The organism is Bacillus sp. FSL K6-2861, from assembly GCF_038630725.1.
Lineage (GTDB): Bacteria > Bacillota > Bacilli > Bacillales > Bacillaceae > Bacillus > Bacillus velezensis.
Genome location: NZ_CP152037.1, coordinates 517,943 through 541,056, shown reverse-complemented (window position 1 = coordinate 541,056; position 23,114 = coordinate 517,943). Strand labels below are relative to the sequence as shown.

Sequence of the window (23,114 nt, the reverse complement as noted above, 5' to 3'; positions counted from 1 at the left end):
TTGCTGCTCGGATAATCCCAGCTTATTCTGAGTCTGTATGTCGAGTAGCCGGTCAATTAAATGGATGTTTTTTTCATTCCTTTTCTGTTTGTTCCATTTTCCACCACAGTGAATCTTTTGGATTTTCAACAGCTTCTTGAAACTCAGCTTTAGAAGCAACTGTTGGGTAAGAACCTTTTAAAGATTTACCTGAAGTATCTTTAAATAAGGTTAACACAACTATTAAGCCAATTAAACTAACTGCCAATAAATAGAAACCCGGCGCCAAATTGTTTCTTGTCACATGGGTTAACCAAGAAGCAACTAAAGGTGTTGTTCCACCAAAAATAGAAACTGATAAGTTGAATGTCCAGGATAATGTACGATATCTAATGTCAGTATGGAACAACGTAGGTAAAGATCCTGGCATAGTACCTTCGTATACAGATAATACAATCCCTAACATTAAAAGTCCTATAAATAAGAATGTTATATTCCCCATATTAAGAAATTGAAAAGAGATAATCGAAAATACAATTCCTAATACTAATCCAATTGTTATAACTTTTTTATTTCCTAATTTATCTCCCAATTTACCAAAAGTTAAAGCGAACGGTACCATAATAATCAATACAATTGCTGTAACCGGTGTACTTATATTATCACTTATACCAAGGTTCTCATCTAAATAAGAAGGCATATAACCTAACAATAGGTAATTGGTTATATTGAAAAATGCCACAAATACGATACATAAAAAGATATCTTTTTTATATGTTTTAATGACTTCTAATAAACCTGGTTGTTGTTCTTGGCTTTCAGAGATGTCATTTTCAAAAATTGGTGATTCATCTAAATGACTTCTCAAATATAAACCAAATAATCCTATTGGAATACTTAAGAAGAAAGGAATTCTCCATCCCCAACTATTCATTTGAACATCAGATAAAGTCCAGAAAAGTACTGTAACTAAAACAGAAGCTACTATATAACCAGATAATGTGCCGATTTCTAAACCGCTGCCTAACCTTATACGCTTATTATCTGGAGAAGATTCTGCGATATATACCATTGCACCAGCGTACTCTCCACCCACAGAAAAACCTTGCAGAATACGAGCTAAGAGTAATAATATAGGGGCCCATACACCAATCTGTTCATAGGTAGGAAGCACACCAATTATTAAAGTAGATAAAGCCATCATTAAAATAGTAATTGTTAATACTATTTTCCGACCAAATTTATCACCCATTTTACCAAAAATAATTCCGCCTACCGGTCTAAGTAAGAAGGCAATTGCAAATGTAGCAAAAGTAAATATTAACTTTAATTCATCGTTTTGAACTGGACTGAAAAAGTTTTTACTAATAATAACTGCCAAATAAGAATATAAAGCAAAATCAAACCATTCCATCGCGTTTCCTATCCCTGTAGCAAACACGCTTTTCTTCGCTTTTTGAATGTCTACAACGTTAATTTTTTTCTTGTTAAACTTCATTTAATAATATCGACTCCTTAATTATCAAATCCACATTATACAAGCGCATAAACGGTCCAAGCATGCAGTCCCAGAATGTATAGCGTAATGCTTCTCTAAAAGTCTGGGGGTTTCTGTTTCACCTGATGGAGAGCTAACGGCATAGTGGATGATTGGTTCAACTGTACCTTAAAAGACTAGACTAATATCCATATCAGCGCCAAATAACATTGTAAACCAGGAAAGAAGGATGAAATTCAGTTTTTTCGCTGGTTTCCTTAACTTATTTTTGCCGATTGGACTAAAAATAATACAAAAAGCAACAAAAAGAGAAACATCCAACAGATAATACCAGCCAAAGCGGTTAGTGATATATCCTTGGGCTGTGGTTGGTATTTTCTGCAGACTATTTCGAGAAATGATTCCCCTTCATACAGCTCTATTGTGAATATTGTCACATTCGAAAACAAACTTTTATTTTCTCCAAAGTATCCTAAACCTTTATTTTAGTTCTTCCATTACGGCTTCCAATATGTTTATTATAAGATTGAGGTCGTTCCTAAGAATTATTTACTGATTCTATCTTTATTACCCCACAATCAGGTGAAACAAAACACTATAAACGTAGCATATCTTTTTAAAATCTGACAAGCCCAACAGGGTGATAGAAACCCGGCTAAAGCCAAGCTAGTCAATGGATAGAAGAAATTTTTTTGTTTTTCCCAAGGAATAACCGTCTGCGTTTAATCCAGCCCAATTAGAAAGAAAAAGAGCAGGAGTAATCCTGCTCTTTCATTCAAAACTTTAATTTGTATGAAGAATTTCGTATACCTTTTCGACTTTCTTTACCTATTAATCAGGATACAGACTACAACAGAAATAAGTAGCACCGGGTATGAAATAATGGATGCATTTAAACAGGCCAATCACCGACAATTGAATTTAGGAAAAAGCGTTAAATTCTCTCTTATGATGTTGTTACGTATTGTTGACGGTAAAATTATTGAACATAGATCTCATGTGGATGTGCATGATATTCTCCGTCAGCTTGGCGTTAATTAACAGTAAAAAGTTGAAATAGTGAGAGACCAGGTGAATAGCTTGTCTCTTTTTTATAATTAAGTCCTCGCTCTATGCCCTCCTGCATTCAGTCGATGTAACTTTGAAATAAAGTTTAATTAACATCTATCACAAATCCTTATTTTCACAACACATCATTTATTTCAGCTTCCCTCGCGAATACCGGATCAATGCTCAGCTTTAAGATAGTTAACCAATTTCTCCGCACTGTTCTTAACATCTTCTTTTGAAAGGTGAAGTGTCCCATATTGTGTAAAGGCAGGAAGAAAACGCATTCCTATATAGTTAGCAGTGACTTGAAACGGTCTGATAAGCTCGCTGATCGTGATATTATATTCTCCGCCTGCTTGATAATCAGATTCCTGTGCGCCTAAGGAGATAGCTAAGAGCAGTTCTTTTCCATGCAATTTAGTACCTCCAGTTCCATAAGCCCAGCCATGTGTTAACACATCATCTTCCCATTGTTTGAGTAACGCGGGACTGCTGTACCAATACATTGGGAACTGAAAAACGATACGCTCATGATCTAACAGGAGCTGCTGCTCTTTTTCTACATCAATGATAAAATTAGGGTATTCACCGTACAGGTCATGAACCGTAATGTCATTCTCTTGCTTTAAACGATTCATCCAGGTTTTGTTGACAACAGACGTTTCCAAATTAGGGTGTATAACGATAACTAATGTTTTCATTTGACTGTTATCCTTTCTTCGCCGATTAGTTATTATTGCTTTTGTGATAAGGATTTGATTCTAATTTTAAAATCACAACTTATTTACACCTATTTTATCCTTTTTCATGAATTCAGGGCAACTAATTGGGCACCGATTACATTTATAGCCCAAAGAAGACTTAACCTTTTAAAAAAGATTAAGCCTTTTCAGTATTCTTATGCCCCTACCCTATTATCTCGTGTCTAATTCTAATAGCTGATCATATAACAAGGTCTTCCATGCTTAGCAATACTTTCTCTGCTTTTGCAAATTGGAGCTTGAGGCATTAGTAACTACCTATAATGATGAAAATATTTGTGCGATGTCGACTGCAGATGACTTACTTTAGGTAAGTGGGCAGTTTGTGGGCAGTAGATCATTTAAAAATAAGCACAAAAAAATACCAAGGATCTCTATAATCCTTGGTATCATTGATGCGGCCGAGAGGACTTGAACCTCCACGGGTTATTCACCCACTAGGCCCTCAACCTAGCGCGTCTGCCATTCCGCCACGACCGCGTGCTATGAAGCTGTCTTTCCACTAAGCATATAAGCTAGTGATGATGATCAGCACTTTGAAAAGAAAGTGCGGGTGAAGGGACTCGAACCCCCACGTCGTAAGACACTAGATCCTAAGTCTAGCGCGTCTGCCAATTCCGCCACACCCGCGTGACAAGTGGTGAGCCATGAAGGACTCGAACCTTCGACCCTCTGATTAAAAGTCAGATGCTCTACCAACTGAGCTAATGGCTCGCTCTAAAAGTGATTCAAAAATTTTAAATAAAATGGCTGGGCTAGCTGGATTCGAACCAACGCATGACGGAGTCAAAGTCCGTTGCCTTACCGCTTGGCTATAGCCCAACGAAGGTAAATGGTGACCCGTACGGGATTCGAACCCGTGTTACCGCCGTGAAAGGGCGGTGTCTTAACCGCTTGACCAACGGGCCGTCTGGTTGAGAACTTATCTGGCGGAGAAGGAGGGATTTGAACCCTCGCGCCGCTTACGCGACCTACACCCTTAGCAGGGGCGCCTCTTCAGCCACTTGAGTACTTCTCCATATGGCTCCACAGGCAGGATTCGAACCTGCGACCGATCGGTTAACAGCCGATAGCTCTACCACTGAGCTACTGTGGAATAATCAGACTTTCTTCATTATAAATGATGCGACATATTGTGTCAAGAAGCAACATTTATTTTTTTGAGAAAGTGTCGTTGTCTCTCAACGACTTTTATAATTTAACATAGAACATTAAAATGAGTCAAGCCTTTTTAAAAAATTCTTTTGATTTTTCCTCTGCACTTTCCGCAGGCATATCTTTCCGGATTCATTGCCCGCTTCTTTATATACTGTTGGCCGCAAGCCGCGCATCTATACATATATGTTTTCTTTTGTGTCTTTTTGGTTTGGAGCGGCTTGCAGAATCTCGGCGCTCCGACTTTCTGAAGCAGTTCTCTGAAGTCTTTGTCTCTGTGCTTGTACCCTTTTCCTTCAAGGTGAAGATGGTAATGGCACAGCTCGTGTTTGATGATGCCTACCAGCTCGCTCCGTCCGTGTTCAAGCAGATATTTTCGGTTTAATTCAATGTTATGGGAAGACAGCATGTACCGGCCGCCTGTCGTTTTCAGCCGGTCATTGAAGAAGGCTCTGTGACGGAACGGCTTTCCGAAATCTTGTTCAGAGATGTCTTCCGTCAGCTTTTGAAGTTGTTCGTTATCCATAAGTGCACCCCGCTTTAAAAACATTGAACGGGACAATTCACCGTTCGCATACAATGAGTTAAAACCGACCTCTAACTAAAAGCTGAGGAGGAATGAGCCATGCCGAATTGGCTGATGAAACAAATGCAAAAAGCGTTTTTAGAAAAGGACAATTACCAAATCAAACTGCTGAATCAGTGCTGGTATTTCTACAGAAAAAAACACTGCTCGTAAGCAGTGCTTTTATTTTACCATAGACAGCGACACTCTGCCTTTTTGCACGTCCACCCCTTCGACCCATACGGTGACGATGTCTCCGACCGATACGACGTCGAGAGGATGTTTGACGAATTGATTGCTCAGTTTTGAAATGTGCACAAGCCCGTCCTGCTTGACGCCGATATCGACGAAAGCGCCGAAGTCTACAACGTTGCGGACGGTGCCCTGCAATTCCATTCCTTCCTTTAAATCCTCAAGCTGCAGAACGTCTTTTTTCAGCAAAGGCTTCGGCACTTCGTCACGAGGATCGCGCTCCGGCCTTGTCAGCTGCCCGCAAATATCCGCAAGCGTAATTTCCCCTATACCGAGCTCTTCAGCCGTTTCAGACAGCGGCAATGCGCTTATTTTCTCTTTTACGTCCGCGCTTCCGATCTGATCCGCAGTGAGCTGCAGTTTTTTGAGCAGCGCCTTTGTCTCTTTATAGCTTTCCGGGTGTATCCCGGTGCGGTCGAGCGGCTCCGGTCCCCCGGGCACTCTCAAGAAGCCGATGCACTGTTCATATGTTTTTGCGCCGAGACGCGGAATTTCTTTCAGTTCTTTGCGATTTGTAAATTTTCCGAGCTCTTCCCTTTTTTTAACGATATTGCCGGCAACGGTTTTGGATAACCCGGCTACATATTGGAGCAGCGCGGCTGAAGCTGTATTGACATTCACCCCGACTTGGTTGACGACGGTCTCTACGACAAAACGGAGAGATTCGTTTAATTGCTTTTGGCTGACATCGTGCTGGTATTGCCCGACGCCGACGGATTTAGGATCAATTTTTACAAGCTCGGCCAGCGGGTCCTGCAACCTCCGCGCGATGGAGACGGCGCTGCGCTCTTCGACCTGAAAATCCGGAAATTCCTCACGGGCGATTTCTGACGCGGAATACACGCTTGCTCCGGCCTCATTGACGATGACATAATAAATGTCACGCTCTGTTTCTTTCAGCACATCAACGACGAATTGCTCTGTCTCCCGTGATGCCGTGCCGTTTCCGATCGCCACAACCTCGACTTCGTACCGATCCAGCAATTGTTTGATTTTTTCCCGGGCTTCCGCTGTCTTTTTTACGGGAGCGTGCGGGTAAATGACATCGATTTTCAGCACTTTTCCCGTCTCATCAACAACTGCCAGTTTGCACCCCGTACGGAAGGCCGGATCGACGCCGAGCACAACTTTCCCCTTCATCGGCGGCTGCAGCAGGAGCTTACGCAGGTTTTCAGCGAAAATATGAATCGCCTGCGCGTCTGCTTTTTCTGACAGCTCTTTGCGGATATCGCGCTCAATAGCCGGCTGGATCAGACGTTTGTAACTGTCCTCAATGGCTTCTTTCAGCGTTTCTATCACAGGCGTTTCACGGTGTTTGATAATTTGCTTTTCTAAATAAGCTTTTATCTGATCGGCGGGCGGTTCGATCGCAATCTTTAAAATGCCTTCTTTTTCACCGCGGTTCATCGCAAGCACTCTGTGAGGAACGACCTTTTGGATCGGCTCTTCGTACTCGTAGTACATTTCATAGACGTTTTTCTCGTCATCAGCGGCTGACTTGCCTGCCGCGGAAGTGAGAATTCCTTTTTTATACGTTTCCTGGCGAATCCACTTTCTGAAATGAGGATCATCCGAGATTTGCTCGGCTATGATGTGCTTCGCGCCTTCAATGGCTTCCTCTCTTGAAGCGACTTCTTTTTCTGCACTGATATATTGATCAGCGATGTCGTGAAGGCGGTTTTCTTTCGGGAGAGAAAGAATATAGTCCGCAAGCGGTTCAAGACCTTTGTTTTTGGCGACGGTGGCTTTTGTTTTCCGTTTTTGTTTGAAGGGACGGTATAAATCCTCGACTTCCTGAAGCTTGACCGCTTGTTCGATTTTTTGCTTCAGCCCTTCCGTCAGCTTGTCCTGCTCAGAGATCAATCTGATGACTTCTTCTTTCCGCTGCGTCAGGTTTTGTATGTATTGCCACCGCTCGGAGATTGCCTGAATCTGCACCTCGTCCATTGAGCCGGTCTGCTCTTTTCGGTACCGCGCAATAAACGGGACGGTATTGCCGTCTTCCAGCAGGCGGATGACACTTTCGACATGTTTTTGGGATAACGCTGTTTCTTCAGCAATTTGTTTTTTCAAAAGGGCTAACGTTTCCATATCACAAAAGCCTCCATCTCTTCATTCTTTCTCTAGTGTATCAAAAAACGGCGGAACATAAAAAAAGCAGCCTTACGATAAAAGCTGCCCTAGAATATAGGTCAAATCATCACGTCTGGATGTTGTGTACGGATGAAGTGATTTTGATATATCTTCTATTGAGTGTCCCTGCTTTAAGCAGGTGCGGATATGTGGAGCCTCAAGCCCATCCGTGTAGATGATGAACCTCGCCCCTTTTTCGTATGATGACGTATACGTTTTGTATCTTTGCGGTTTGCCTGAGAGGTAACCCGAAATCGGCAGCGGATGAAAGACTTCGCCTGATGGGGAGTGCAAGAAGAAACGGACGTTGCCGATCGAGCAATATGTCAATTCCCTTTTGATGAAATTGATTTTTAAGATGGAGGCAGTCGCCCCTCTTTTGTTTTTCATCGCTTGATTGCAGCGCTCAATGATGCTTTCCACATCCTCATCCGCATACGTTTCCACGATGTCTTTAATGGCTGACGAGGATTCATTGGCAAGAGATCCGCTGCCGAGACCGTCCGCTACCGCGCAAACTAATTCTTCTTCATTCGCCTTCATAAAAAAGCTGTCGCCGCATATGGACTTGCCTTCTTTATTTAATTGGTATACAAGAGTTTGAACATGTTCATTTTCTTCAACCTGAATCATTACATTAGCTCCATGGAGGGATCTCCAATCAAGGCCTCTCTCAGTTTTTTCACCGCTTTCCGCTGCAGGCGCGAGACGTGCATTTGAGATATTCCGAGAATGTCCCCTGTTTCTTTTTGGCTTTTATTTTGCACAAATGTTAGATCGATAATCTGTTTTTCGCGGTCGGACAGCACATGAAGCACGCTTTTGATCATCATCTGCTGGTTGACGCGTTCGTATCCTTCCTCCTGCGAACCGACGATATCTAAAATCGTGACGGTGCTTCCGTCCGCATCCGCTTCGATGCTGTGATCGACAGACAGCGCCTGATAGCTTTTTCCCATCTCCATCGTTTCAAGCACTTCCTCTTCTGACACATCGAGAAAGGCTGCGATTTCTTCGACTTTCGGCGACCGCTGCGTCTCTGTCGTCAGCTGATCCACCGCCATTTTAATGCGCGGCCCGAGTTCTTTAATCCGTCGCGGGACGTGTACGCTCCATGTTTTATCTCTGAGGAAGCGTTTGATTTCGCCGATGATGGTCGGAATCGCAAATGCTTCAAAGGATTTGCCGACCTCGGGATCATACCGTTTAATGGCTCCGAGAAGTCCGATCATCCCGACCTGGCGGAGGTCTTCATGAAAACTTTTTCCTTTTGAATATTTCTTTGCCAGCATTTCGACGAGATTGGTATACACCTCAACGAGTGTTTCCTGGGCTTCTTTATTATCATGTGTTTGAAAGTCGCGTATGAGCCGATCAACTTCATCTTTAGTTAGTTTCGTAGTTTTTGATGGTTGTGCCATGATCAACTCGCTCCCCATTTAAATACTTTGTCATCGCCACGGTTACGCCAGAGTTGCTTTGAACTTTGACTTCATCCATGAGCGTTTCCATTAAATACAGACCGAGCCCTCCTTCTGACAATTGATCGACTGTGTGCGAAGGAGTGTACGGCCCGAGATCCTGCTGCTTCTGATCAAAATCAAAGCTGTCTCCCTGATCGGCGACAATGACCTCCAGCCGATCCTCAAACACACCGAACCGCACGGATACTTCTCCCTTATTTTCATCGTTGTATGCATGCTGGACAGCGTTTGTACAAGCTTCGCTGACAGCGATTTTTAAATCTTCAATGTCATCATAGGTATAGCCCATTCTGCTTGCGACCCCTGATAACGTAAGCCTGACGATTCCTACATATTCCGGTTCGGCCGGAATTTTCATCTCTATATAATCAACTGATGTACTCATTGCACGCCACCTTCTGACTTTGCCGAAATGTCGATGATGTCCTTAAGCCCCGTAATTTCAAACAGACGGACGAGCCGGTCGGAAAGATTCTCAAGCTTCAGAGAGCCGCCTTCCTTGCTCACCGTTTTAAACACGCCTACAAAAACGCCTAAACCCGTACTGTCCATATAATTTACATCTTTTAAGCAGATTCTCATGTCTTTCCCCTCGTTTGCCAGGGGCATCAGCTTTTCACGAACCACCGGAGCTGAGTATACATCGATTTCTCCAGCGATTTTGATTTGTATATCTGAAAGATTCTCCTTCATATCTACCGTTAAATTCATCGTATCACCTCTGAAAGTTATCCTTACTCGTGCTAATGGCTTTTTACCCGTGCTGCTGTTTTTTTAAACCTTTCTTTTTAAAACAATTAACGTAAAATCGTCATGAAGCTGAAAGTCCTGGAGTCTCAGCAGGCTGTCGTAAATGTTTTTGACCATATCCTGCGCGGAGCAGTCCATATGTTCTTCCAGCATGCGCTGAATGTCGCTGCGTTCTAAGAAACCGTTTTCGGTACGGCATTCGGTGACGCCGTCAGAAAAAAGAACGATCATGTCTCCTTCGTCCATGTGCTGTTCATATTGGCTGTAATCAAAATCCTGAGAAATTCCCAGCACCAATCCTTTTGCCTCCAGATCATAAAACTTTTTTTCTTTTTCAGAGTAGTAGAAGCCCGGTTCATGCCCCGCAGAGGCATATGTAAATTGGTGATTTTCCGTATTGTAGTTTGCGTAAAACATGGTGATAAACATGCTTGAATCCACGTTCTGTTCTACAACGCGGTTAAGATTTTTCAGCACTTGGGAGGGGTGAATGCCGATCTCCGGAAGAGAGTCCATGGCATACTTGATCATCGACATGCACAATGCGGCGGGTATTCCTTTTCCGATGACATCGGCTATCGCGATGTTAATCGATTCCTTGTCTTTGACAAAGTGATAATAATCCCCGCTCATCTGTTTGGCGGGGACGCTGATCGCCCCGATATCCAGATCTTCTTCTTCAGGAATTTTTGTGCCAAGCAGCGTCTGCTGAACATTTGCGGCAATTTCAATTTCTGAACGAAGCTCCTGCTGGATATCTCTCAGACTTTGATGTTCCTGATAAGCCATCCCGTAGCCAATCATGACTTCTATTAAAAAATCCAGCGAATGAAAAACATCTTCCGGCAGATCCGGATACAGTTCCTTTACTACTTTTCGGTGGATACTGATAATCTCCTCCGGAGGAACCTGATGTTCAATCGTTTTTCGGCTGAATTTTTGGGCTTGATATAAAGATGTTTCTGTTAATTCGGCTATATATCGGCTAAGCAGCTGATGATACCGCTGCTCTATAACCTCCCTGAAATCCACGTTCTAACCTCCTACCGAAGCCATTTCACGGCTTGAATCTCTGTTCCTTCCTCTGCAACAGATTGCAGGCTGAATTCGTCCATCAGCCTTTTGACGCCCGGAAGTCCCGCTCCCAGTCCGCCTGACGTTGAAAAGCCGTCTTCCATCACTTTACGGATGTCGGGGATTCCGGGTCCTTTGTCTTCTGCTATAATTTTAAGGCCTTTTTTCCCTCTGTCGTTTACTTGTTCTATGCTGACCTGGCCTTTGCCTGCATATAAGTAAATGTTTCTGGCCAATTCTGAGATAGCCGTCGTGATTCTGGCCTGGTCCACCGTACCGAAGCCTAATTCCTTCGCAACGTTGCGGCCAAGCTGTCTGGCGGCTACGATATCCCATTCTGTCATGATTTTCACACAGGATTGGTCGTTCATCGCTATTCCCCCAATTCCCGCTTCAATGTCTCAAGCCCTTGCTCTAAATCGAGCGCCGTTTCAATTTCCTCAAGTGAGATTCCGAGTTCAATCAATGTGACCGCCACAGCCGGCTGAATTCCCGTCAATACGACCTTTGCGCCCATCAATTTAGACATGGTGATGACATCGCCGAGCACTTTCGCGATAAATGAATCGATCATGTCAACGGATGTCAGGTCAATGACGACCCCGTTTGCGCCGGTTTCATAGATTTTGTTCAGCAGATCTTCTTGAAAATGCAAAGCTGTCTGGTCGTCAAGTTCCCATTGGATGGATACCAATAAGCAGTTATACAGTTTCAGGATCGGGATTTTTGGATGTCTCACAATGTTATTCCCCCAATGAAACGATTTTTCGATTTGTCATTTCAAGCGCTGTTTGAATTCCTTTTTGAAGGGTATTCTTCGTAATAACCTGCGACAAATCAATTCCCAGATTAACGATCGTCTGCGCAATCTCCGGACGGATTCCGACGAGCAGGCATTTCGCGCCGACAAGCCGCACCGCTTCTGATGCCTGAATAATATGGTGCGCCACCATCGTATCAACGACCGGCACGCCCGTGATATCAATTAATACAACCTGTGAACGGTGCTTTACGACGCCGTTTAACAGATTTTCCATAATATGCTTTGCACGCTCCGTATCAATCGTCCCGACAAGCGGCATGACCGTTACATGCTCAAATACCGGGATCAGCGGAGCCGACAATTCCTGAAGCGCGATTTTTTGCAAAGTAACCGTTTTTTCCCAGGAGATAGAATACTGATTTAAGATTTCCGTGTTGATCGGATTGAAAAAGCTGTCTATTTCCAAAATCAAATCTGCTCTGTCCTGATCGGCCATATTAAGGTCGACCATCGTTTCGTAAAGCAGTTTCCAAAACTCTGACAGGGTGGCTGAAAGAAGTTTCAGTGACAGGCCGAGCTGAACGGCACGCAGTGCGAGTTCACTGATCTGCTCTTCCGTAGCCTCGTCATTTTTAGTCGATAATAAAAGAATGTCTATATAGTCTTTACAAATATTTTCACATATGTGATTCGTAAGCTGATAGTCTTCCTGATTGCCTACTTCTTTTAGTTTGGCTGTCCAAGTATCAAGCAGTTCATCATGCTGATCAATGATGAACTGATACACTTTCTGATTCGACATGGGTTTCACTGACCTCCCGACACAAAACAACAAATTTTGTTTGATTATCTCTTTATTATAGCGCTTATGTTTTTCGAAAACAAAAAAAGTTGCTCTATATGAGCAACCAAAATATGACTAAAAATCAATGAGTGCCAAACTGATTTGCAGGGCTTCATCAACCTTATCCATCATTTCATCATCCAGATGAGTTATTTTATCCGTTAATCTTTGCTTGTCAATCGTCCGAATTTGCTCCAGCAAAATAACGGAATCTCTTTCAAAACCGTAGCGTTTTGCATCAATTTCGACGTGGGTTGGTAATTTCGCTTTCTGTATTTGGGCTGTTATGGCTGCAACAATAGCAGTCGGGCTAAAGCGATTTCCGATATCATTCTGGATCACTAAAACCGGGCGTACGCCGCCTTGCTCTGAGCCAACAACAGGAGATAAATCAGCAAAATAAACATCGCCGCGCTTTACAATCAAAATGATTATCCTCCGCTGACTAAGCGCTCAACGGTCGTTTCTGCTTCGCACTCAGCATAGTGAGCCTCAGAAGAGATATTCAAGTTGATTTTCGCCATTTCCATATACCCGCGTCTCATCAAATCACGGTTATGGCGAGTTGTCCGTTCGCTGACATACGCTCTCACTGCTTGTGATATCAGTTCGTTTCTGCTTCGTTTCTCCCGCATCGCTACACCATCCAATTCAGCTACTAAGTTTTCGGGCAAGCTGATTTTCATTTCGGTTCTTGCGCTGGATTCAGACAAAAAACATACACCTCCACCAAACTTACGGATACGACCAATTCATCCATCCAGACATAATGATACCATTATTCAAACGTCAAGCAAAGCTGTTTTATAAATTCTCTTTTTCCGGATGACGGCTACTTGCTTGTATTATCTTGCAGTAAAGGATTTCTTACTTCCATTATACTCTCATTTTCCAAAAACATACGGGGAACGCGGGAACTAATGGTACAAGGGACCTCGTAATTAATCGTCCCAAGCCGCCCGGCGATTTCATCCATCGTGATCGTTTCTTCCTTCTGGCTGCCGATCAGGGTGACTTTGGTGCCCGGCGGATAAGATTGATCTAATTCGACCATCAATTGATCCATGCAGATTCTTCCCGCGATATTCATCCGTTTGCCGCCGATCAGCACAGACGTGCCGCTCAGCTTGCGGAGCCACCCGTCTGCATAGCCGATGGGAACCGTTCCGATCCATTGATCCTTCTCTGCCGTATATGTTGCGCCGTAGCTGACGCTTTCCCCTTTGCGGATCTTTTTCACATGGGATAAAACAGAGTGCAGCGCAAAAGCCGGCTTTAATTGAAACGGAATTTCGCTTTGGATGTCAGCAGAAGGACGAAGCCCGTACATACTGATGCCGAAACGAACCGCGTTAAAGAAGCCCTTTTTAAGACGAAGTCCGGCAGCGCTGTTCGCGCAGTGCACCATCAATTCTTTTAAAGGAAGCGGAGCGATCAATGTTTTAAAGCGGTCAAACTGGCAGAGGAAATAATCTCTGTTTTTCTCATCCGCGGTAGCAAAGTGGGTGAATACGCCTTTACAGACTAAACCGGGATTTTGGCTGAGGATTTTTAACACGCTTTGGATTTCTTCCTCCGTTTTGACTCCGAGTCTGTTCATGCCGGTGTCGACTTTCAGATGAAACGGCACTGTCGCACTCCCGAGGTGGCGCGCAGCTTCCTGAAGCCATTCAACAGAATACCCCGTGAGTGTTACGTCATACTCGGCAGCTGCTTGTACATATTCGGGCGGCACGGCGCCAAGCACGAGAATCGGCGCTGTAATGCCCCGCTTTCTCAATGAAATCGCTTCATCCAGTATGGCTACGGCAAGACAAGAGGCACCCGCTTCAAGCGCGGCTTTACCGGCTTCCAAATCTCCGTGTCCGTAAGCGTTCGCCTTTACAACCGCCATGAGATGGACGTTTTGCCCGATGTGTTTTTTCATATGCGTGACATTTTCTTTAATCGCGGACAGATTGATTTCCGCCCACGTTTCTCTGTAAAAGGATGCTGTGGTCATTCGATACACTTCCTAGCATTATTTTCAATTCATATTGTTATTATCATACTAAAATTATTCTGCAAAGTGAAATGGAATCAAAAAAGAGACCGACAGCGGCGGCCTCTTTTTTGACGTTATTTTGACGACTGTCCCTGCATGCTTTTGGCGGCGGCCACCATTTCATCTTTTGTCAGATCCTGTGATGACAGAAGATAATCCACTCCGTCATATGTCCACGTTAAAGACGTATCAGATAATGCCGCAACCGTGAAGCCGAGATTAACCGGTTCGCCTTTCAGCGTGACGGCAGAGGCGGCTTTTGCGATATGAGCTTTTTCTTGAATAAGGGTGAATGATTTTTCTCCGCCGTAAGTCATGACGATCCGTTTGCCGTCCGCCGTTGAAATATCTTTCTCTTCAAGCTTTTTGACGCCGGCCGGCACTTGAAGCGGTGTTTTGACCGCAAATGAATCAGACGGCTTGGCGCTTGTGGCGACGTCCATCTGGGAAAGCGTCATATTTTTCTTCTCGTCAAAAGAGTCTTTATCAAACGGCTTGTTGAATTCAAAGCTTTTGAATTCGACTTTTACCATCACTTTCCGGTCTGTATCCATGACTTTGACGAGCGACGGGCTCATGTCCTTTTTGTTGAAAGTGATTTCCTGAGTCGGCAGCATTTTGTTGTGCTGATAGTTTGTTTTTGTTTCAAACGTGTACTTTTTATCTTTGGCGGAATAGACGGCGTCTTTGTCATGCTGCACGTCCTTTACAAGTGACTCAAACAAATATACTTGGCTGCTGTTATTCGGCCAGTCGCTTTGGAATCTGAAGCTCTTATTTAGAGACGGCGTGAGGACAAAGACTCCGTTGGCGTTCCGTAAAATGACTTGGTTTTGGTCTTTTTTCGGATTTTCCAGATAGACCCGGTACAGGGAAGGTTTTTTATGCCAGATTTCCACATTGTATACTTGCGGATCACTCCCCGTTTCGATGGTCATTTTGGCTTTCGCTTTGTACGAGGTGTATTCCTTCGCCTTCTTATCTAAACCGTTCACGATATCTTCCTGTGATTTTTGGCCGCAGGCCGAAAGAATAAGGACGGCAAGCAGTCCCGTTAAAAGCAAAACAAAGCTTTTTCTCACCTTTTTTCAACCCCTTCTTCTCAATTGATGTAAAGGGAAGAAATCGCTTGTTTGACTTTAACGGTACGCCCTGAACGGACGGACGCGTACCATAAAAGCCTCAAACAACTTGTCTCCCTTAATGCACTATCAAATATATGAAGGGGTTCCGGCTAATATGCAGACTAGCGTGACAACCTTTCAATCACGACCTGTGCCGCGGCGTATTCTTTTGTATGGGTAATGGAGACGTGAACCGCCGCGCCGTCAAGCTTGGCGCAGGCCAGCACAGGCTTTCCCGCTTTGTCGTTTCCAGTTTCAATATCCTGAAAGCTGAGCTCTTTGCCGATACCTGTACCGTATGCTTTCGAAAAGGCTTCTTTTGCCGCAAATCTTCCCGCGAGAAATTCAATTTTCCTTTTGTCCGACAGCAATGTAAAACGGGCGTATTCAGCCTCCGTCAATATTCTTTGCGGAAATCTTGCCTGCCGGCTGAGCATGTTTTCAATTCTGTGCAGTTCAACGATGTCGATTCCGATTCCGAAAATCATGTGAATTCCTCCTAAAAGTCCGTACTAAAAAACGGTTTATGTCATAAACGTGTTACTATATATGTAACAAATCAGATGCAAAGGGGCTTGCGATGTTTATACGAACGGAAAATTTCCAGACTTTTATCAGACGTTATCCGGCCGTCAGCTGTATCTTGGCGCTGCAGGCGTTCTTGTGGCTGTTTTTCAGTATGCCGCTTCATTCCGTCATGATGTGGTCAGATGCTGTGACCGGCTATAATTACGGCGTTTCCTCGGGAGAATGGTGGCGGCTGGTGACACCGATGTTTTTACACGCGAATTTCACTCACCTTTTGTTTAACTCCATGTCTCTCTTTTTATTCGCGCCCCCGCTTGAGCAGATGCTCGGAAAAGTCCGTTTTCTGATTGTGTACATCGCATCGGGCATCATCGGCAATATCGGCACGTATCTTGCCGAACCGCTTGATTATGTGCATGTCGGCGCATCCGGCGCGATCTTCGGACTTTTCGGCGTGTATGTGTTTCTGACTGTTTTCCGCAAGGAGCTGATCGGCCGGGATCAGTCGAAAATGATTATGACCCTGCTTATCATCGCGGTGCTGTCGACGTTTATCAACTCTAATATTAACATTATGGCGCATTTGTTCGGACTGGCAGGCGGATTTTTGCTTTCCTTTTTATGCGTGCAGCAAAAAAAGCGGCGGTATTAACCGTCCGCTTTTTCATATGAATACCAGCGCCCGATGCGTTCGGCATCTTCCTCGCTGACATCCTTCAGCATGACATGCTCCATGTGGTGAGCTGATTTCACTGCGGTAGCCACAGATGCGAGCCGCCTTCTTTTTTGCAGAAAGGAGCGGCTGACTTCAAACATCTGCATTCTTCTTCTCAGCATAATCGTGGTCGTCTTCCCGACCAGCCTCGTGGTGATCTGAAGCCTGCCGCCGTTTATGCACCATGACGCTGTCCTAAACGAGGCATATCCAAGCACCAGTTCGACGGGAAGCACAAGGAGCGATGCATATCCCCACGGCTTAAACAGAATACAAAGCGGGATGATCACGAAAACCGAGAAGATTATGGATCGGAATAAATACCGGCGCAGCGCCCTTTTCGGCAAATGATTCCGGTTTTCTTCCAGCACGTAATCCGGTGTGAAACCGTTCAGCATCACTCCGAGCTTTGATTTGCGGATGATCGGAAACAGAATCGTCTGTGCTCCTTCTTTCTCATTCCCCGCACTGCCTGCGCTGACAATCGCCACCGTCGCGTATCCGAATAATTGCCTGATCACATTTTCTTTCATTTTAATGGCTTGGATTTTACGGAGCGGGATTGTCACTTGATGTTTTTCAATAATTCCTCTGGTAATGACCAATTCGTGTTCCTTTTTTTCTATTTTAAAGTTGGCATGCTTGATCATCATACCGGCGATGCTTAACAGCCAGGCGATGAACAATCCTATGAAAATGATCACGGCGTATATACCGATGCTCGCATGCTTGAGAAAAGAAAACCTGTCATAGAGCCAGTCCATCGGAAGTACTTCATCAATCTGAGAAAAGAGGGCGAATACCGCTGAGATGATGACACCGATTCCCCCGGATGTTGAGGCGGCCATAAGCAGCTCACCTACAGACAATCGGTAAACGGATTGCACATCTTCCCCGCGCATCGGCTCCTGCTCCGCTGCGGTCTCCCCTCGTTCTTCTTGTTCCGCTTTTTGCTGAAAAACAGCCGCTCTGATCCGTTCCGCCTCTTCCACAGTAATGGCGGATAAGACGGCTTCGGCGTTTTTCCCTTCGCCGGCCGTTTCGATTTGAAGCTTAACAAGCTTAAAAAGCTGCTGAATGATGCCGGCACTCGTATTCATTGATTGAATCCGGTCAATGGAGATGTATCTCTTTTTCGTAAAAAACAAGCCTTCTTCAATTCTGAATTCTCCGTCCTCAATCCGGTATGTAAATTTTCTCCACTCGATCACACTAGCCGTAATCAGCCAGATAAGCAGGACGGCGAGCGCAATGCCTCCGTAAAAGCGGATGAAGTGGTTGGAGTTTACAATATAGACAAGAAAAAATGGCAGAATAATGTTTTTAATGGTTTCGATAATAATATGGAATAAGTTCAAAATCACGGCCGCCGGGTGCAGACGTTTCGGCTCAGACATCATCTTCCGTCACCCTTGCCAGACGGGAAATGGAATCCCTCAGCCGGTCAGCTTCCTCCATATCAAGCGCCGGAATGGAATGAACGGTTGCCGCCGTGGAGATTTTGACTGAGGCCAGACGGTACCTTCTGAGGAGCGGGCCTTGTGAAGTATCTACGTGCTGCACCCTCACCATCGGCACAATGACCCGTTTGACAATAAAAATGCCGGATTGAATATCAATTTCATTTTCATGGACTTCATAGCGCCAGATCCTGTGCCTGATTTTCGGTATGGCATAGACGGATATCACTGAACCGAAAATCCAAATGATGCCGAGGACTCCGGTGATCCAATACGGCCAATGGAAGAAATGGCTTAAAACAGCTTCTGCTATGACGGCCAGAAGACAAACGGCGGACAAAATGACTTCCTGGAGACGCCAGACTTTTAAGCCGCTTGGACTGATTCGATTTTTTGGCTGTGCTCTCAACATACCTACCTCCCATTTTTTATCATACATACAAATACGGCTGATTTGCAAAAAAGATTCACTTTCCGGCATATCAAAAAAAAGCGGACCCCGTAAAAGGGTCCGCTTCCTGTGTTTTAGTATGATTTTTTCTGGCGTCTGTCACCTGAAGAACGGCGGTCGCTTGAGCGTTTTTTATCGTAGGAAGAACGGTTGTTGTTTTTCCCTTTGCCGCCGCGGTAGCCGCCGCCTTGGCCGTCTCTGCGCTTAGAAGTACGCTGGTTTTTATAGCGTTTGCTGACCATCGGCGCTTCATCAGTGAGGCGTACAGGCGTGCTGTCCGGCTCTTTTGTCGCCATTTTAATGGCTGCAGCCACAACTGTCACTGCATCATGATCTTCTAACAATTCCGCAGCTGCCGTCATGTAGAAGTTCAGGTTGTTTTCGCTGATCGCCGTGCGCAGACGGTCAACCGTCATCTGCTGCTGACCTTCTAATGCTTCGTCAAGCGTCGGCTCTTTCATGCGGTCCATTTTGCGTTTTGTCGTTTGTTCGATCGCGCGAAGCATGTTTTTCTCACGCGGTGTGATAAACGTCATCGCCATACCCGTTTTTCCTGCACGGCCCGTTCTTCCGATACGGTGAACGTAGCTTTCAGGATCTTGAGGCACGTCAAAGTTATAAACGTGGGTAACGCCTGAGATATCAAGTCCGCGGGCGGCAACATCAGTCGCTACAAGCACTTCGATCGCACCTTCTTTAAATTTACGAAGCGCAACCATACGTTTCGCCTGCGTTAAGTCGCCGTGAATTCCTTCAGCCGCATATCCGCGAAGGTTCAGGGCTTCAGCAAGCTCATCGACACGGCGTTTCGTACGTCCGAATACGATCGCAAGTTCCGGAGACTGAATGTCAAGAAGACGAGTCAGGGTATCGAATTTTTTGCGCTCCTGCACTTCCAAGTAGAACTGCTGAATGTTGGACACAGTCATTTCTTTCGCTTTTACTTTTACGTGTTCCGGCTCAGTCATGAAACGCTCTGCGATCCGTTTGATCGGCGCAGGCATTGTTGCTGAGAATAAGAGCGTTTGGTGCTCGCTCGGCACGTTTGAGAGAATGGATTCAATATCATCAATGAATCCCATGTTCAGCATTTCATCAGCCTCATCCATAACAACCGTATTCACGTTGTTTAAACGGATCGTGCGGCGGTTGATATGGTCAAGAAGACGCCCCGGCGTACCTACGATGATATGCGGGTTTTTCTTCAATGCGCGGATCTGACGTCCGATATCCTGTCCGCCATAAATAGGCAGTACTTTCGCACGCTTATCTTGTCCGATTTTATATAACTCTTCAGATACTTGAATGGCTAATTCACGGGTTGGCGCGATTACGATTGCTTGAATATTAGGAGACTCGGGGTTCATTTTTTCAACAAGGGGTATACCAAACGCAGCTGTTTTACCTGTACCTGTTTGCGCTTGTCCAATGACGTCTTTATTTGAAAGTCCGAGCGGAATCGTTTGTGCCTGAATCGGCGTTGCTTCTTCAAATCCCATACGATTAATTGCCTTCATGAGATCAGAACTTAATTGAAAATCTTGAAACGTTATAGTCAAATTATTCAAACTCCTTCTAATTGCTGTTTCAGTAATGTCGTGATTTACCACTAAAAACTGTCCTTTCATTCAAAAGACAGGATCGTACGTATACAAAGCCCGAATTACTTTACGTTTAATCTTACCATTACAGTATGTGTTTTTCAATAAGGCGAGATGGTCAGGCGGCCGGAAGCGGCCTGACCGGATTCTTCCCGCGAATGATGCCGGCCCCCGCACCGTGCGGGTTTTCCCAGCCGGCGGGATTTCTTTTTCATACGGACAGAATTATTTCACCCTGAATTAGTTTCTTCATTTTTGATAATTTTATAATGCTGATCGGTATTTTTTCAGTTCTTCTCTAATAAATCTTTAACGATTTCTTCGAGCTTCATACCTCTTGATGCTTTAAACAGCAGGAGATCGCCGGAAGCGGCCATTTCCTGTATGGCGTGAAGCAGTTCTTTTTTGTCAAGATAATGGCTGACGCGCCCTTCTTCAAAATGCCGGCGCGCTCCGTCAGCGATGAATGCGCCGAGTGTGCCGTAAGTAAATACATGATCGATTTCCGCCGGATTGACCGCAGCTCCGCATTCTTCGTGGAATGCTTTTTCATTATCCCCGAGTTCAAGCATATCACCGAGCACGAGCATTTTCTTCCGATAGCCTTTCATCGTTTCGATTAATTCGACCGCCGCTTTCATTGACGTCGGGCTCGCATTATACGCGTCGTTTACGATTGAGATGCCGTTTTCCGTTTTGACCAGTTCCAATCTCATACCCGTCACCTTCAGGCGGCTCAGTCCCAGAGCGGCATTTTCCGGCGTAATGCCGAAATAGATGCCGGCGGCGTATGAGGCCATAGCATTCATCACATTATGTCTGCCGAGAACCGGAATAAAGAAAGAACGGTCGATCCCGTCGATATTGAAGTACGTGCCTTCTTCCGCTTGTTTTATTTCTTTCAGGCGGAGATCATTGTCCGCGCCTGCGCCGTATGTCGTTGTCCGGCAAGTGTACGTCTTTTGGCGGAGCAGCGGCTCATCCCCGAAATAAAACAGAACGCCGTCTTCCCGAAGTCCGTTTATAATTTCAAGTTTCGCCTCCGCAATTCCTTCTCTTGAGCCTAAATCCTGCATGTGGGATTCGCCGATATTGGTAATGACGGCCGCTTCCGGTTCAGCAAGACGGCTCAGAAAATCAATTTCGCCTCTCGCGCTCATCCCCATTTCTAAAACGGCGATTTCTGTATCTTCAGGCATGGCAAGCACGGTCAGCGGCAGGCCGATATGATTGTTGAAATTGCCGGCGGTTTTGTGAACGCGGTACTGCGTGCCGAGAACGGCGTGAAGCATGTCTTTCGTTGTCGTTTTTCCGTTGCTCCCGGTCACCCCGATAACCCGTGTGCCGAGCTCTTCCAAATAAGCTTTTGCCAATGTTTGCAGCGCCTCCAGCGTGTCATTGACCAGGATGACAGCACGCCCTTCCGGCGGATTCGGTTCAGAGCGGTCCCACAATACCGCGGAAACGCCTTTTTCGAATGCTTGCGGCACAAAGGTATGGCCGTTAAAATGCTCGCCTTTTAAAGGAATGAACAGCTGATTTTTTTCCAAAGTCCGCGTATCGGTTGCGGCGCCCTCAATCATTGTTTGTTCAAATTCGGGATTTGTCAGTGTGCCTTTGACCATGTCTGCGATTCGTTTTACAGTTCGCTTTATCAAAGGTGGCACCTCGCTTTCTGAAAATGTTGTCTGTTACGGGAAAAGACACTGCCCCTTCAGGCAGTGTCCGTCTTCATTAAAATGTATGTTTAATCAGCTGTTTTTCGGCATGGCGTTCTTTTGCCAGCTCAACCAGCTGTTCGATCAGATCACTGTAATCTACGCCTGCTTCTTTCCAAAGCAGCGGGAACATGCTGAATGGCGTAAAGCCCGGCATTGTGTTCACTTCGTTAATGAGCACTTGACCGTCATTGGTCAGGAAGAAATCGGCGCGGACAAGGCCTGATCCGTCAATCGCTTTGAAGGCTTTAATCGCCATTTCGCTGATTTCCGCATATTGTTCATCCGTCACTTGCGCGGGAATCATTAAATCCGTGTCGCCGTCTTCATATTTCGCTTTGTAATCGTAAAAGTCGGTTTTCGGCGCGATTTCACCGACGGCGGAGCATTTCGGTTCGTCATTTCCGAGTACGCCGATTTCGATTTCTCTGCCGGCGATTCCTTCTTCCACCACAATTTTCCGGTCATACTCAAAAGCCAGTTCGAAGGCTTTTTCAAGCTCTTCACGGTTTCGGCATTTGCTGATTCCGACGCTTGATCCGAGGTTCGCCGGTTTGACGAAGCACGGATATCCCAGTTCTTCTTCAACCTGCTGTAAGCAGCTGTCCGGCGTCTGTTTCCAGTCCTTTTTTAAGAAAGCGGCGTACTTCGCCTGCGGAAGCCCCGCTTGAGCGAACAAATGCTTCATGATGACTTTATCCATGCCGGCTGATGATGCAAGCACCCCGTTGCCGACATAAGGAACGTTCAGCAATTCCAGCAGACCCTGAATGGTGCCGTCTTCACCGTTCGGTCCGTGGAGAAGCGGAAATACGACATCGATCGGCGCCTTTTCGTCAGGCGACGCTTCAGGAAACATTTCCCGGTTCAATGCTGATAGAGCGAAACTTTCACCGTTTTGTTCCAGCTGAAGCATTTTCACGTTGGAAACCGGCTCAGTCAGCAGCGGGCCTCTTTGCCATTCTCCTTTTTCAGTGATGTAAATCGGATGTATATCAAACTTCTCAGTATTAAGCGCTTTTGTTACAGCTAATGCTGTCTGCAGCGATACATTGTGTTCGGCTGACTTTCCGCCGTACACCAATCCTAGACTTGTTTTCAATGGATATTCCCCCCACAACAATTCATCTTTACTATCTTATCACTTTCCTCAGAAAATGATCTA

25 protein-coding genes, 7 tRNA genes and 1 pseudogene are annotated in these 23,114 nt (G+C 45.2%); 3 read left to right on the top strand and 30 right to left on the bottom strand.

Annotated elements, in window-relative coordinates; genetic code table 11:
* Positions 1-73 precede the first annotated feature (73 nt).
* Both NYE62_RS02650 and NYE62_RS02645 read right to left on the bottom strand, forming a co-directional pair.
* Complete coding sequence (locus NYE62_RS02650; RefSeq protein WP_007409580.1) at positions 74-1,477, bottom strand: MFS transporter; 1,404 nt, start codon at positions 1,475-1,477, stop codon at positions 74-76.
* A gap of 38 nt (positions 1,478-1,515) precedes the next feature.
* Positions 1,516-1,906 (bottom strand): annotated as a pseudogene (locus NYE62_RS02645) (BCCT family transporter); the annotation flags it as partial.
* Between the two features lie 453 nt (positions 1,907-2,359).
* Between NYE62_RS02645 and NYE62_RS02640 the strand changes: the two are divergent.
* Entirely contained in the window at positions 2,360-2,518 is a 159-nt protein-coding gene (locus NYE62_RS02640) for an ester cyclase (RefSeq protein WP_076982829.1), read from the top strand.
* Between the two features lie 185 nt (positions 2,519-2,703).
* Here the strand turns inward: NYE62_RS02640 and NYE62_RS02635 are convergent, their stop codons facing one another.
* The 9 genes from NYE62_RS02635 to NYE62_RS02595 all read right to left on the bottom strand — a co-directional run bounded on the left by NYE62_RS02635 (position 2,704) and on the right by NYE62_RS02595 (position 4,969).
* A complete protein-coding gene (locus tag NYE62_RS02635) occupies positions 2,704-3,228 on the bottom strand; it encodes an NAD(P)H-dependent oxidoreductase (protein WP_015416878.1) in 525 nt (174 codons plus the stop codon).
* 456 nt (positions 3,229-3,684) lie between these two features.
* Positions 3,685-3,768: transfer RNA gene (locus NYE62_RS02630), tRNA-Leu, on the bottom strand.
* Between the two features lie 68 nt (positions 3,769-3,836).
* Positions 3,837-3,918, bottom strand: a tRNA-Leu gene (locus tag NYE62_RS02625).
* Positions 3,919-3,926: 8 nt separating this feature from the next.
* A tRNA-Lys gene (locus NYE62_RS02620) sits at positions 3,927-4,002 on the bottom strand.
* Positions 4,003-4,035: 33 nt separating this feature from the next.
* A tRNA-Gln gene (locus NYE62_RS02615) sits at positions 4,036-4,110 on the bottom strand.
* Between the two features lie 11 nt (positions 4,111-4,121).
* Positions 4,122-4,196: transfer RNA gene (locus NYE62_RS02610), tRNA-Glu, on the bottom strand.
* 19 nt (positions 4,197-4,215) lie between these two features.
* Positions 4,216-4,306 (bottom strand) — tRNA-Ser (locus NYE62_RS02605).
* Positions 4,307-4,309: 3 nt separating this feature from the next.
* Positions 4,310-4,384, bottom strand: a tRNA-Asn gene (locus NYE62_RS02600).
* Between the two features lie 135 nt (positions 4,385-4,519).
* Positions 4,520-4,969 carry a SprT family protein gene (locus NYE62_RS02595; protein WP_061861178.1) on the bottom strand — a complete coding sequence of 150 codons (450 nt, stop codon included), beginning with the start codon at positions 4,967-4,969 and terminating at the stop codon, positions 4,520-4,522.
* A 99-nt stretch (positions 4,970-5,068) separates the two neighbouring features.
* On the opposite strand from NYE62_RS02595, the gene cmpA reads away from it, so the two are divergent.
* Positions 5,069-5,182 carry a cortex morphogenetic protein CmpA gene (cmpA, locus tag NYE62_RS02590; protein WP_003156164.1) on the top strand — a complete coding sequence of 38 codons (114 nt, stop codon included), beginning with the start codon at positions 5,069-5,071 and terminating at the stop codon, positions 5,180-5,182.
* A 9-nt stretch (positions 5,183-5,191) separates the two neighbouring features.
* On the opposite strand, the gene NYE62_RS02585 is transcribed toward cmpA, so the two are convergent.
* The 14 genes from NYE62_RS02585 to acpS all read right to left on the bottom strand — a co-directional run bounded on the left by NYE62_RS02585 (position 5,192) and on the right by acpS (position 15,964).
* Positions 5,192-7,351, bottom strand: a complete 2,160-nt coding sequence (locus NYE62_RS02585) for a Tex family protein (RefSeq protein ID WP_039252639.1) — start codon at positions 7,349-7,351, stop codon at positions 5,192-5,194.
* A 72-nt stretch (positions 7,352-7,423) separates the two neighbouring features.
* A complete protein-coding gene (locus NYE62_RS02580) occupies positions 7,424-8,026 on the bottom strand; it encodes a PP2C family serine/threonine-protein phosphatase (RefSeq protein WP_039252641.1) in 603 nt (200 codons plus the stop codon).
* Positions 8,026-8,814, bottom strand: coding sequence for an RNA polymerase sigma factor SigB (gene sigB, locus NYE62_RS02575; protein ID WP_003156171.1), 789 nt, complete (start codon positions 8,812-8,814; stop codon positions 8,026-8,028). Before sigB ends, NYE62_RS02580 begins: the two co-directional genes overlap by 1 nt.
* Entirely contained in the window at positions 8,780-9,262 is a 483-nt protein-coding gene (gene rsbW / locus NYE62_RS02570; RefSeq protein WP_007609591.1) for an anti-sigma B factor RsbW, read from the bottom strand. Before rsbW ends, sigB begins: the two co-directional genes overlap by 35 nt.
* Complete coding sequence (locus tag NYE62_RS02565; protein WP_031378636.1) at positions 9,259-9,588, bottom strand: anti-sigma factor antagonist; 330 nt, start codon at positions 9,586-9,588, stop codon at positions 9,259-9,261. The genes rsbW and NYE62_RS02565 overlap by 4 nt, the downstream gene beginning before the upstream one ends.
* 63 nt (positions 9,589-9,651) lie before the next feature.
* The gene (locus NYE62_RS02560) at positions 9,652-10,659 is read right to left on the bottom strand and encodes a PP2C family protein-serine/threonine phosphatase (protein WP_039252645.1); all 1,008 of its coding nucleotides are present in this window, start codon (positions 10,657-10,659) and stop codon (positions 9,652-9,654) included.
* Positions 10,660-10,670: 11 nt separating this feature from the next.
* A complete protein-coding gene (locus tag NYE62_RS02555) occupies positions 10,671-11,072 on the bottom strand; it encodes an anti-sigma regulatory factor (protein ID WP_003156178.1) in 402 nt (133 codons plus the stop codon).
* Positions 11,073-11,074: 2 nt separating this feature from the next.
* Positions 11,075-11,440 carry an RsbT antagonist protein RsbS gene (rsbS, locus tag NYE62_RS02550; RefSeq protein ID WP_003156180.1) on the bottom strand — a complete coding sequence of 122 codons (366 nt, stop codon included), beginning with the start codon at positions 11,438-11,440 and terminating at the stop codon, positions 11,075-11,077.
* A 4-nt stretch (positions 11,441-11,444) separates the two neighbouring features.
* Positions 11,445-12,266, bottom strand: coding sequence for an STAS domain-containing protein (locus NYE62_RS02545; RefSeq protein ID WP_003156182.1), 822 nt, complete (start codon positions 12,264-12,266; stop codon positions 11,445-11,447).
* Positions 12,267-12,383: 117 nt separating this feature from the next.
* A complete protein-coding gene (gene ndoA, locus NYE62_RS02540; protein WP_003156187.1) occupies positions 12,384-12,734 on the bottom strand; it encodes a type II toxin-antitoxin system endoribonuclease NdoA in 351 nt (116 codons plus the stop codon).
* Positions 12,735-12,739: 5 nt separating this feature from the next.
* Positions 12,740-13,021, bottom strand: a complete 282-nt coding sequence (gene endB, locus NYE62_RS02535) for a type II toxin-antitoxin system antitoxin EndoAI (RefSeq protein ID WP_003156188.1) — start codon at positions 13,019-13,021, stop codon at positions 12,740-12,742.
* A gap of 119 nt (positions 13,022-13,140) precedes the next feature.
* Positions 13,141-14,310, bottom strand: coding sequence for an alanine racemase (gene alr, locus NYE62_RS02530; RefSeq protein WP_039252648.1), 1,170 nt, complete (start codon positions 14,308-14,310; stop codon positions 13,141-13,143).
* Between the two features lie 116 nt (positions 14,311-14,426).
* Positions 14,427-15,434 carry an outer membrane lipoprotein carrier protein LolA gene (locus tag NYE62_RS02525; RefSeq protein ID WP_007410230.1) on the bottom strand — a complete coding sequence of 336 codons (1,008 nt, stop codon included), beginning with the start codon at positions 15,432-15,434 and terminating at the stop codon, positions 14,427-14,429.
* A gap of 164 nt (positions 15,435-15,598) precedes the next feature.
* A complete protein-coding gene (gene acpS, locus NYE62_RS02520) occupies positions 15,599-15,964 on the bottom strand; it encodes a holo-ACP synthase (protein ID WP_007410229.1) in 366 nt (121 codons plus the stop codon).
* Between the two features lie 92 nt (positions 15,965-16,056).
* On the opposite strand from acpS, the gene NYE62_RS02515 reads away from it, so the two are divergent.
* On the top strand, positions 16,057-16,656 hold the full coding sequence (locus NYE62_RS02515) for a rhomboid family intramembrane serine protease (protein WP_003156193.1): 600 nt from the start codon (positions 16,057-16,059) through the stop codon (positions 16,654-16,656).
* Here the strand turns inward: NYE62_RS02515 and NYE62_RS02510 are convergent.
* From NYE62_RS02510 to NYE62_RS02490, 5 genes are all read right to left on the bottom strand, one after another.
* A complete protein-coding gene (locus NYE62_RS02510; RefSeq protein WP_342497213.1) occupies positions 16,653-18,119 on the bottom strand; it encodes a PH domain-containing protein in 1,467 nt (488 codons plus the stop codon). The two genes, NYE62_RS02515 and NYE62_RS02510, sit on opposite strands and share 4 nt — an antisense overlap.
* Complete coding sequence (locus NYE62_RS02505) at positions 18,109-18,588, bottom strand: PH domain-containing protein (RefSeq protein WP_342497212.1); 480 nt, start codon at positions 18,586-18,588, stop codon at positions 18,109-18,111. Before NYE62_RS02505 ends, NYE62_RS02510 begins: the two co-directional genes overlap by 11 nt.
* A gap of 116 nt (positions 18,589-18,704) precedes the next feature.
* On the bottom strand, positions 18,705-20,189 hold the full coding sequence (gene cshA, locus NYE62_RS02500; RefSeq protein WP_144664530.1) for an ATP-dependent RNA helicase CshA: 1,485 nt from the start codon (positions 20,187-20,189) through the stop codon (positions 18,705-18,707).
* A gap of 329 nt (positions 20,190-20,518) precedes the next feature.
* Positions 20,519-21,889 (bottom strand): UDP-N-acetylmuramoyl-tripeptide--D-alanyl-D-alanine ligase, encoded by a 1,371-nt coding sequence (gene murF / locus NYE62_RS02495; RefSeq protein ID WP_342497211.1) that lies wholly within the window; start codon positions 21,887-21,889, stop codon positions 20,519-20,521.
* 76 nt (positions 21,890-21,965) lie between these two features.
* On the bottom strand, positions 21,966-23,051 hold the full coding sequence (locus tag NYE62_RS02490) for a D-alanine--D-alanine ligase (RefSeq protein ID WP_003156199.1): 1,086 nt from the start codon (positions 23,049-23,051) through the stop codon (positions 21,966-21,968).
* Between the last annotated feature and the right edge of the window lie 63 nt (positions 23,052-23,114).

Excerpts from the sequence above, each read along its gene's own strand:
- sigB (WP_003156171.1), bottom strand. The coding sequence starts at position 8,814 with ATGGCACAACCATCAAAAACTACGAAACTAACTAAAGATGAAGTTGAT.
- NYE62_RS02585 (WP_039252639.1), bottom strand. The coding sequence starts at position 7,351 with ATGGAAACGTTAGCCCTTTTGAAAAAACAAATTGCTGAAGAAACAGCG.
- NYE62_RS02510 (WP_342497213.1), bottom strand. The coding sequence starts at position 18,119 with ATGATGTCTGAGCCGAAACGTCTGCACCCGGCGGCCGTGATTTTGAAC.
- acpS (WP_007410229.1), bottom strand. The coding sequence starts at position 15,964 with ATGATTTTCGGAATCGGAATCGACATCGTTGAACTGCACAGAATTGAA.
- NYE62_RS02635 (WP_015416878.1), bottom strand. The coding sequence starts at position 3,228 with ATGAAAACATTAGTTATCGTTATACACCCTAATTTGGAAACGTCTGTT.
- NYE62_RS02595 (WP_061861178.1), bottom strand. The coding sequence starts at position 4,969 with ATGGATAACGAACAACTTCAAAAGCTGACGGAAGACATCTCTGAACAA.
- NYE62_RS02580 (WP_039252641.1), bottom strand. The coding sequence starts at position 8,026 with ATGATTCAGGTTGAAGAAAATGAACATGTTCAAACTCTTGTATACCAA.
- NYE62_RS02515 (WP_003156193.1), top strand. The coding sequence starts at position 16,057 with ATGTTTATACGAACGGAAAATTTCCAGACTTTTATCAGACGTTATCCG.
- NYE62_RS02555 (WP_003156178.1), bottom strand. The coding sequence starts at position 11,072 with ATGAACGACCAATCCTGTGTGAAAATCATGACAGAATGGGATATCGTA.
- NYE62_RS02545 (WP_003156182.1), bottom strand. The coding sequence starts at position 12,266 with ATGTCGAATCAGAAAGTGTATCAGTTCATCATTGATCAGCATGATGAA.
- NYE62_RS02640 (WP_076982829.1), top strand. The coding sequence starts at position 2,360 with ATGGATGCATTTAAACAGGCCAATCACCGACAATTGAATTTAGGAAAA.
- alr (WP_039252648.1), bottom strand. The coding sequence starts at position 14,310 with ATGACCACAGCATCCTTTTACAGAGAAACGTGGGCGGAAATCAATCTG.
- NYE62_RS02565 (WP_031378636.1), bottom strand. The coding sequence starts at position 9,588 with ATGAATTTAACGGTAGATATGAAGGAGAATCTTTCAGATATACAAATC.
- NYE62_RS02650 (WP_007409580.1), bottom strand. The coding sequence starts at position 1,477 with ATGAAGTTTAACAAGAAAAAAATTAACGTTGTAGACATTCAAAAAGCG.
- rsbW (WP_007609591.1), bottom strand. The coding sequence starts at position 9,262 with ATGAGTACATCAGTTGATTATATAGAGATGAAAATTCCGGCCGAACCG.
- cmpA (WP_003156164.1), top strand. The coding sequence starts at position 5,069 with ATGCCGAATTGGCTGATGAAACAAATGCAAAAAGCGTTTTTAGAAAAG.